Source organism: Sulfuricaulis sp., from assembly GCF_040901545.1.
Taxonomy (GTDB): Bacteria; Pseudomonadota; Gammaproteobacteria; order Acidiferrobacterales; family Sulfurifustaceae; genus Sulfuricaulis.
The window spans coordinates 1-9,630 of the sequence record NZ_JBBDYL010000002.1; the positions used below are offsets into that span (position 1 = coordinate 1).

The 9,630-nt window shown below is 56.4% G+C and carries 9 protein-coding genes and 1 rRNA gene; 2 read left to right on the top strand and 8 right to left on the bottom strand.

Annotated features, from left to right (window positions below):
- From WD823_RS00025 to tyrS, 3 genes are all read right to left on the bottom strand, one after another.
- A 16S ribosomal RNA gene (locus WD823_RS00025) occupies nt 1-376 on the bottom strand; the annotation flags it as partial.
- Nucleotides 377-690: 314 nt separating this feature from the next.
- Complete coding sequence (locus WD823_RS00030; RefSeq protein WP_368427434.1) at nt 691-1,002, bottom strand: PilZ domain-containing protein; 312 nt, start codon at nt 1,000-1,002, stop codon at nt 691-693.
- A 13-nt stretch (nt 1,003-1,015) separates the two neighbouring features.
- Entirely contained in the window at nt 1,016-2,218 is a 1,203-nt protein-coding gene (tyrS, locus tag WD823_RS00035) for a tyrosine--tRNA ligase (RefSeq protein ID WP_368427435.1), read from the bottom strand.
- Nucleotides 2,219-2,407: 189 nt separating this feature from the next.
- On the opposite strand from tyrS, the gene WD823_RS00040 reads away from it, so the two are divergent.
- Nucleotides 2,408-3,760 carry a peptidoglycan DD-metalloendopeptidase family protein gene (locus tag WD823_RS00040; protein WP_368427436.1) on the top strand — a complete coding sequence of 451 codons (1,353 nt, stop codon included), beginning with the start codon at nt 2,408-2,410 and terminating at the stop codon, nt 3,758-3,760.
- A 55-nt stretch (nt 3,761-3,815) separates the two neighbouring features.
- Complete coding sequence (locus WD823_RS00045; protein WP_368427442.1) at nt 3,816-4,925, top strand: anhydro-N-acetylmuramic acid kinase; 1,110 nt, start codon at nt 3,816-3,818, stop codon at nt 4,923-4,925.
- A 98-nt stretch (nt 4,926-5,023) separates the two neighbouring features.
- Here WD823_RS00045 and erpA read toward each other — a convergent pair whose 3' ends face one another.
- From erpA to WD823_RS00070, 5 genes are all read right to left on the bottom strand, one after another.
- Entirely contained in the window at nt 5,024-5,377 is a 354-nt protein-coding gene (gene erpA, locus WD823_RS00050; protein WP_368427437.1) for an iron-sulfur cluster insertion protein ErpA, read from the bottom strand.
- Between the two features lie 81 nt (nt 5,378-5,458).
- A complete protein-coding gene (locus WD823_RS00055) occupies nt 5,459-5,908 on the bottom strand; it encodes a polymer-forming cytoskeletal protein (protein WP_368427438.1) in 450 nt (149 codons plus the stop codon).
- Nucleotides 5,909-6,002: 94 nt separating this feature from the next.
- Complete coding sequence (locus WD823_RS00060) at nt 6,003-6,719, bottom strand: DUF6776 family protein (RefSeq protein ID WP_368427439.1); 717 nt, start codon at nt 6,717-6,719, stop codon at nt 6,003-6,005.
- 67 nt (nt 6,720-6,786) lie between these two features.
- Complete coding sequence (argC, locus tag WD823_RS00065; protein ID WP_368427440.1) at nt 6,787-7,818, bottom strand: N-acetyl-gamma-glutamyl-phosphate reductase; 1,032 nt, start codon at nt 7,816-7,818, stop codon at nt 6,787-6,789.
- Between the two features lie 181 nt (nt 7,819-7,999).
- Nucleotides 8,000-9,007, bottom strand: a complete 1,008-nt coding sequence (locus WD823_RS00070; protein WP_368427441.1) for a porin — start codon at nt 9,005-9,007, stop codon at nt 8,000-8,002.
- Nucleotides 9,008-9,630: the final 623 nt, after the last annotated feature.

Sequence of the window (9,630 nt, forward strand, 5' to 3'; positions counted from 1 at the left end):
CAGTCCCAGTGTGGCTGATCATCCTCTCAGACCAGCTACGGATCGTCGCCTTGGTGGGCCGTTACCTCACCAACTAGCTAATCCGACGCAGGCTCATCTCATAGCGCAAGGCCCAGCACCAAAGCCTCTCAACCAAATTTTCCTTTAGCCAACTTCGGCAAAAGGCTTTGGTGCTGGGTCCCCTGCTTTCATCCGTGGATCGTATGCGGTATTAGCCCGGCTTTCGCCGGGTTGTCCCCCACTACGAGGTAGATTCCTACGCGTTACTCACCCGTCCGCCACTCTACTTGCGGGTTGCCCCGCTTTCGCGTGCGACTTGCATGTGTTAGGCATGCCGCCAGCGTTCAATCTGAGCCAGGATCAAACTCTCCAAATAAACTTCGTTGTTCCGTTTCCGGAACGAAAACTTCATGCGACCGAACGCGCTGCGTTTGAAGGCAGGCATCGGTCACCTTTCATTGGATGACCAGGCTCGACAAAAGCGCCCACACAAATTACTTGATCTTGAATTGTTAAAGAGCGAAGGCCGATACGGTTGTACCGGCCCAAGGGAGGCGCATTATACGCGCGCCACCCCCTGCGTCAACGCTTGATCCAAGCTATTTTACGCCCTCCAGGCAGTGTTCGGAAGGATGAATAAATAGACTCAGATAACCCGGTTTTATGGGTTTATTTTCTATTTGCCCGATATCAGGGGATAAGCAGTGCCTCAATAAACCGGAGGTCGTCCAGACTGAAGTCTATGAAAATCATGGCCAATCCACCCGGAGTCTGCCGTTGTACTCGCGCGCGCAGGGAATACGGATCGGAATGATGTGGCGCGGATAGGAAGGTAACGGTCAGCGGAGTACCGATCGAAGGCAATTCACGCCCCTTTGTTTCAACGAAAAAACCGCCAACACTCAGGTCTCGCGTCATCATCCTTTCTGTACGGCCTCCGGGAAAGGCCAGTTCAACATTCAGCCGGACTTGGCTTCGCGGATGCCTGCGGTTTTCAGTCAATTTTAGATTTTCCCTAACTTATGCGGACACGTACGAATTTCCGCTTGCCGACCTGAAAAACATGGGATTGTCCGGGACGGATTTCCTGCGCCGGGTCATCCACCTTCTCGCCGTCGATGCGCACGCCCCCTTGTTTAATCAGACGCATGGCCTCTGAGGTGCTCGCGGTGAGACCGGCTTCCTTGAGCAGCCGGGTCAAGGCCAGTCCCCGGCCATTACCGGCAAGTTCAATCTCAGAAATATTCGTCGGCATCTCCTTTTGCTGGAAGCGCGCAATGAAATTTTGCATCGCATCACGGCCCGCTTTGGCTCCGCCATGAAAACGGCTGACAATTTCCTTGGCCAGCTCAAACTTGATATCGCGTGGATTAACGCCCTCTTCGACACTACGCTTCATCGAAGAAATTTTGTCGGGGTGTTCAAACGACAGTAGGTCGAAATAACGCCACATCAAGGTATCGGAGATCGACATGAGTTTGCCGAACATTTCATCGGCCGGCTCGTTGATGCCGATATAATTACCCTGCGACTTCGACATCTTGTTGACTCCGTCCGTGCCTTCCAGCAAAGGCATCGTAATAATTACTTGCGGTGGCTGACTGAACTCCTTCTGGAGTTCACGGCCGACAAGTAAATTGAATTTTTGGTCGGTGCCGCCGAGTTCGACATCCGCTTTCAACGCCACCGAGTCATAACCCTGTATCAACGGATAGAGGAATTCATGTATCGCAATAGGCTGTCCACCCTTATAGCGCTTGGAAAAGTCGTCACGTTCGAGCATGCGGGCAACCGTGTATTGGGATGCAAGCTTAACCACGTCAGAAGCCTTCATTTTCCCGAGCCATTTGGAGTTAAGCTCGATACGCGTTTTTTTTCTATCAAGAATCTTGAAAATCTGACTCTTGTATGTGCGCGCATTCTCGATCACATCCTTGCGTGACAGCGGGGGGCGTGTGCTGTTCTTGCCGCTGGGATCACCAATCATGCCGGTGAAGTCGCCGATGAGAAACAAAACCTCGTGTCCAAGGTCCTGGAATTGACGCAGTTTGTTGATGAGTACCGTATGCCCAAGATGCAAGTCGGGTGCAGTGGGATCAAATCCCGCCTTCACGCGCAGCCGGCGCCCGGAGATGAGACGCTCGGCGAGTTCCGATTCGAGCAGAATCTCTTCGGTGCCGCGCTTGATGATACGCAGCGCATCACTGGCCACAGTCATGAAATTATTCCCAAATTGTTAGGCGGTTATTTTCGACGCAAAGGTTACCATAGGCGTCCGGCCAAGGCATGCGGGTTGCTTTAACCGTTTCCAGCCAACGTACCCATGGTCTAGACTTGTGGCTACGATTTTAATATTGACCAAGGTCAGATGCCCTTGCCCAAGAGAATTCTTCGATATCTAAAATCTGTGCCGCGGCGACTTGGAACGGTACCGCCGGAACGAATCCCCCCGAGAGCGGCCTGGCTGCTGGTGCTCGCCGTGGTGCTTACTACGGTTACCATTGCCGCAATCATTCCGAGCCAAGTGGATACATATCCGGAAAATACACGAACGTCTCACGCTCCGGTACAAGCAATCTTGCTGGAGGTTACATCCAAACCAATCGAGGCAAACCGTACAGAACATTCCGTCGTTGGCGGCGAGTCGCCCGCCAGCCATACATGGTTCGAAACCGTGGTTCGGAAGGGCGATACCCTGTCTTCCATTCTGAGGCAGCAAGGCCACGATGATCATGAGATCAGCCGTTTGATTCAGACCAACCCCGAAGCCCGGATATTTCGACACTTGCGCCCCGGGCAAACACTCAGGCTTCGCGCCGACCCCGGCGGACCATGGCAGGAACTCGCCTATGAGACGGAACCCGGCGAGGTATTTCATATCTTTCGTCGCGCCGACCGCCTGGAACTCACCAAAGAAATCCGCAGTTTCGAAACGCGGATTGCTCACGTCACCGGCACTATCGAATCATCGTTGTTCGAGGACGGACAGGAAGCCGGGCTTTCCGACGCGCAGATCATGAAACTCGCCGAAATCTTCGGTTGGGACATCGATTTCGCGCTCGACCTGCGGCGTGGCGACAGTTTTTCAGTGATACACGAAGAAAAATACTGGCGTGGACAGAAAGTGACCGACGGGCCGATTCTGGCCGCTGAATTCATCAACCAGGGAAATATCTTTCGCGCATTCGCGTACCGCGATGTCAACGGCTATACCACTTACTACGCGCCAGACGGTGCCAGTGTCCGCCGACCGTTTTTGCGCACGCCGGTGGAATTCAGCCGCATCACCTCGCGCTTCACCCGTGGGCGTTTTCACCCGATTCTCAAGACGTGGCGGGCGCACAAGGGCGTGGATTACGCCGCCCCCGTCGGGACACCGGTCCGCGCCACGGCCTCCGGACGAATATTGGTCATGGGATGGAACGGAAGTTACGGCAAACGCATCGTCATCCGTCACAGCGCAACTTACAGCACCGTGTACGCCCATCTGTCCCGGTTCAATAACAGCCTCCACGTCGGCAGTTTCGTGGAACAGGGACAAACCATCGGTTACGTCGGCGCCACGGGCCTGGCCAGCGGTCCTCACCTGCACTACGAGTTTCAGGTCGATGGCGTCCACCGCAATCCGCTGACATTCCGTTTTGCAGGTTCCACGCTCATTGCGGAGGAACATCGAGACGATTTCACGCGGATCGTTAAAACCTGGACTGAGCGACTGGATGTCATCGGTCGCAAGGCTCAAGTGGCAAGTGGCAAGTAGCGAGTCGCAAGAAAAACCACTTGCTACTTGAAACTTGCTACTTGAAACTGTCGTTATGAATTACATCGGACTGATGTCGGGAACCAGCGTGGACGGCATTGACGCCGCGCTTATCTCCGTCTCTGCTGACGACCGGCTGACACTCGTTACGACCCACGCCATCCCCTTCCCCGCCGGAATCAGGAATAAAATTTATTCCCTGATGTTGGGCGGCGGCGGCGAAATCGAACGCCTGGGTCAACTGGACATGGCGCTCGGCGAGCTGTTTGCCGATGCCGCCAATGCCGTCATGCGCCAGGCGGGCATGGAGAAAAAGAATATCCGCGCCATCGGCTGCCACGGTCAGACGCTGCGCCATCGCCCGCGCGCCGATCATCCGTTCACCCTGCAAATCGGCAATCCGTCCGTCATCGCCGAACGCACCGGCGTAACCACCGTGGCGGATTTTCGCGCGCGCGATATCGCGGTGCACGGAGAGGGAGCGCCGCTGGTTCCGGTGCTGCATCGGAAATTATTTCATTCACCTAAGGTCAACCGCGTCATCATCAACATCGGGGGGATCGCCAATATTACCTACCTTCCTGCCGACGGCGACAAACCAGTAAGCGGTTTTGATACCGGCCCGGGCAACACGTTGCTCGATCTCTGGGTGCGCCATCACAATGCCCGCGACCGCGATGAGGCGGGACAATGGGCGGCCAGCGGGAAATTCTCGAAAACCTTGCTGGAACGACTGCTGACGGATCCTTACTTTCAGGTTGCGCCGCCAAAAAGCACCGGGCGCGAGCATTTCAATCTGGCGTGGCTCACCGAACACCTGGAGAAAATCCAGCCCAAACCCTCCGCAGCCGACGTCCAGGCAACGCTGGTGCGCTTGACGGTGCAGACCATCGCCGAGGCGGTACGTCGCTTCCTGCCACAAACCCGGGAAACATACGTTTGCGGCGGCGGGACACACAACCGCGAACTGATGTCGGCGCTGAAGGTGCATTTTTCCCGAATGCCGACAGCCACGACAGAGGCGCTCGGGCTGCATCCCGATTGGGTGGAGGCGGTGGCCTTCGCTTGGCTGGCCCATCTGACGCTGGAAGGACGGCCGGGCAACTTGCCCTCGGTCACCGGGGCACAGCGCGCGGTCATTCTCGGCGGGATATATAAAGCTTAGTGGCAAGTAACAAGTGGCAAGGAAATCTGTGAAAAGAAGAAAGGAGGCAAATGCCTCCATTCTTGCTACTTGCGACTTGAAACTTGCTACTTCTTCTTTTAGGCGTTGAAGGATGAACCGCAGCCGCAGGTGGTCTTGGCGTTCGGGTTTTTGATCACGAACTGGGAGCCCTGTATGCCTTCCTGATAATCGATCTCGGCGCCCACCAGGTACTGGAAGCTCAGTGGATCGATCAGCAGGGTCACGCCGGCTTTTTCCACGCGGGTGTCGTCTTCATTGGCGTTCTCTTCGAACGTGAATCCGTATTGAAACCCGGAGCATCCGCCGCCGGAGACGAACACCCGCAACATCAGCCCGGGGTTTTTCTCTTCCTCGATCAGTTGTTTCACCTTTTTCGCCGCGTTGTCGGTGAACATCAAGGGTGTCGGCATTTCAGGCATGGCAGCACTCATCATCTTTCTCCACAAAGCGCATTATTCAACATTCGACAATGAACATATTATCCTACTACTTGACCGGATCGGTCAACAAAACTAGTCCTCGGCATCCGGTTCGCCTTCAGTCGCGGTTTTCAACCGGGTAACGACTCCCTTGCCGTCACGGTTTCCGTCGAGGGATTCACGCACCAGATTGCCGTTGATCACGGCCCCCAAGGCCATTTCGATCACTTTGTAATAAACGTCACCGACAATCTCCGACTTGGTTTGAAGCTCGATGCGTTCGGCGGCACGCACATTCCCTTTGATCGATCCGTTGGTAATGATATGCGGCACGGTAACATTTCCGGTCACGACGGCGTGTTCACTCAGCACCAGCGTGCTGTTGGCATCGCCCTTGGCGGTGATATTGCCGCGAACTTTCCCATCAATGCGCAGCCCGCCGGAAAACACGATATCGCCTTTCAGCTCGCTCTTCACGCCGATCAGCGTATCAATGGTATTGCACGGTTTCTCCGCGGGAGTTTTACCCAAAGAACTCAACATTCGCTATCCCTCCTTGATGTATTTAATTGTAGCCGCGACCGCGTCGGCGGCATGCCCCTCCTGACCGGTGGTCGGCCGATCCTCACCGGAGGGATTATACCAGCGGCCAGTTATAGGTGGCTTCCGCCATGGAGGCTCCGCCCACGGTCGTGATTATGACCTTGATTCGCTTGGGTTGAAAATTCCGCGGCAGTTCCAGTTTTCCTTCGATATCCTGGAAATACTTGAAGTTCACTGGTATCGGCCGCTCGTTCGCGGCCGGCACCCGGACCACCGCGTCTTCCCCGACCTGAATACCGCTGATCTCGAAACTGGCGCGTCCGTGCACGGTACTTTCGTGCTTCAACGCCTGGATCAGCACCAGCTTGTAACGGAATTGATTCGAGGTACCGATTGGTTCGATGGCGAGATTCTGAATCCGCAGACCGGTTTTCTTGTCGACCGGTGAAATGATATTACGGTAAAAATTCAGTTCCTCCCGGAGTTTGACGATCTCCTGCGCGGAGGCCTTCAAGGACTTGTCAAGATCCTGGTACGCCGCCTGATCCATCTGCACGGTGCGTTGCGCGCGCGCGAGCGACTCCTGCAACTCCTGATTTTTTTCCCGCAGCTGGCGGATATCCTCCTGCAAGGCGCGCTGGGCCTGCTCGGCCGACTCGCGCTCGAAGCCGGCGCGATTCAGTCCGTAGTTGTAGATCAGTCCCGCCAGCGCGAGCAGGGCCACCGCCAGGATCACCGTCAACAGCAGCTTGATGCGTGGCGAGTATCGCGGCTTGATGACCAGGTCGCCGGGCTTGTTTAAATCAATCATCGGGAAAGTCCGTCGGGTTCATCTGAACATAGTCTGACCGGTGACCGATCACAAGGGCTCGAAGACATCAGGGTAGTACCGCGGGATGATCCAGCCCGGTGCGCTCGTCGAGACCGAACAGGATGTTCATGTTCTGGACCGCCTGCCCGGCGGCCCCTTTAACCAGATTGTCGATCACCGACAACACCACCACGATGTCACCGCCTTGCGGTTGATGCACCGCCAGCCGGCAGTGATTGGCGGCGCGCACCGCGCGCGTTTCGGGATGACTGCCGGGGGGCATGACATCCACAAACGGTTCACGCGCGTAGCGCTGCTCGAATAACGCCTGCAGGTCGGTCCCCGGTTTGGTCAGTCGGGCATACAGCGTCGCGTGGATGCCGCGAATCATCGGGGTCAGATGCGGCACGAAGGTGAGCTTGACCGAAGTGCCGCACGCGGCATCCAGACCCTGGCAGATTTCCGGCAAGTGGCGGTGGCCGGGGACGGCATAGGCCTTCATGTTATCCGCCGCTTCGCAGAACAGGAGATCGGCCTCAATCTTTTTCCCGGCCCCGCTCACGCCCGATTTGGCATCGGCGATGAGATGCTGCGTATCCACCAGTCCCTGCTCCAGCAACGGGAGAAAACCCAGTTGCACCGCCGTTGGGTAGCAGCCGGGATTGGCGATCAGGCGGGCGGTTTTGATTCTGTCGCGGTTCATTTCAGGCAATCCGTAGACGGCCTCGGCAAGCAGCTCGGGGCAGGCGTGCGGCATGCCGTACCACGTTTTCCATACGGCGGCATCGCTCAGACGGAAATCGGCCGCCAGATCGATCAGTTTCACGCCGGATTGAAGTAGCGCGCGCGCCTGCGTCATGGCCACGCCGTTCGGCGTGGCCGAAAACACCACGTCACAACCGGCAAGGGTTTTCGGATCCGGGGCGGAAAAGGCCAGGTCCAGATGTCCGCGCAGGCTGGGGAAAAGCTCTGCCACTTTTTTCCCGGCCTCGCCGCGCGAGGTGATGACCCGCAGATCCGCCTGCGCATGCGCCGCGAGCAGGCGCAGCAATTCCACGCCGGTATATCCCGTGCCGCCGATAATGCCGATTTTGATCATAAATTCAGACGCAAGATACAAGATACACGCAGCAAGTTACAAGGTTAGGCGAGCGCAAGGCCGGAAGTTTTACTTGCCTCTTGTATCTTGCACCTTTTATTTGCTGCTGAAATAAAAAAACGGGGCCCGAAGGCCCCGTTCACGTGTGTTGCTTCTTTAGTTATTGGTGATTTAGCCGTGCTTAGAAGTTCAGCACGATCTGAGCCTGGAAACCGCTCGGATCGCTGCCGGCAGTCGGTGCGCCCAAACCGAGGCTGGCGGCGCCGATCATGCGGCCTTGGCAGACGGCGGCCGACTCGTTATCGATCGAGGAATAGATCGCACGCACCGTGGTCAGCTTGGACAGCTTGTGCGCGAAACCGACGGAGGTTTGATCGCAATCCGCGTTGGCGACCGATGAGTCGTGCTGGGCAAAGGTGACCATGACGGCGTTATTGCCGAAACTGTACTGGCCGCCGAGCACGGTGGTGTCAACTTCGGTGCTCCCGCCCAAGGCATCTTGGGTCTGCATCGCCGCGACGATCTTGAACGCATCGATATCGAACGTCGCGACGACCTTGTTGGTCTTGTCAAGACCCGTGGCACCCTGATTGTCTCGGTCCTCGAAGCCGACGCCGATATAGAACGGTCCGCTCGTGAACGAGGCGGCGATCGTGGTCGGGTTCGATTCGGTCGATAGACCCGTCTCACCGCGCGAGGACTCTACGCCGAACGTGAAACCGCTCCAGGTTGGTGATTGGTAGCCGATCGCATTCGGGATCCGGGAATCGCCCTGCCAGCCGTTGGTCGACCAGTCGGCGATGGAGTCGCCCATGATTTCAGCCGGGAACTGGATTTTTTTGTAGTAGGTTTGATAATGACCGGCCCGAAACGTACCCCAACTGCCCTGCAGGCCGACGGACACGCTGCGGCCGGCGCCCGATACACCGGTGTTGTCGTCGACATCGTACAGCAGTTCCATCCCGTAGACCGCCTTGAGGCCGCCACCGAGATCCTCGGAGCCTTTGACGCCGAGACGGGATGAGTCGTCGGTCACGCCCAGCGTATCGCCATTGGCGCTGTTGCCGTTATCGACGGCGGCGATACCGACATTGAACTTGCCGTAGACCGTGGGGGCCGCGTGCGCCGCGAGCATCGGTCCGGCGACCAGTGCTGCGCCGACAGCGGCGATAAGAAGCTTCTTGTTCATCGATTCCTCCTGGAATGAAGGTTGTTTAAGAGTAATTACTCGCACGCAATTCTATTTGCGCTTGGGCTATGTATAGCACAGCTTTTTGCGGATATGCAACTCATTTATGTATATCTACCACAAAAGATTAATATGTATCTATTTTGCAACAAGTGGCCATGTTTTGTGACCTTGGCCCAATCAGGCATGAGGTAAAAAAACACGCGCAATTCCACATGAATTCACTACGGTCTCAAGCTGGATTGAAGCTGGAATCATGGTGGCTTGTCACTCTTAAAACTGTGGGAGGGATACTTCGCTTTTCGGACTGGTTACGCTGCCTTCGCCTGATCAGCCGGTTCTAAGCATGACCGGCTTTGCCTCGCTTGATCGACAAGGTTTGCCATCAATGAGCAAACCGATACGGGAGACGGCGACTCGGGGTGCCGCGACCGTTGTGTCTCACTCCGGCACGGCGGATCAAACCTTTTAGGTTCTCATCCCAGTCCCGGTTGAATAAAACAAAGCGGCCTCATGGGGCCGTATTGGTCTATTGGCTCGGGACTAGTATTACTCGGACTTTCTGCGCTCCGCAATCCTGCTTCGCTTGCAAGCCGGGGCGCAAAGGTCCGCAGGACCTTTGC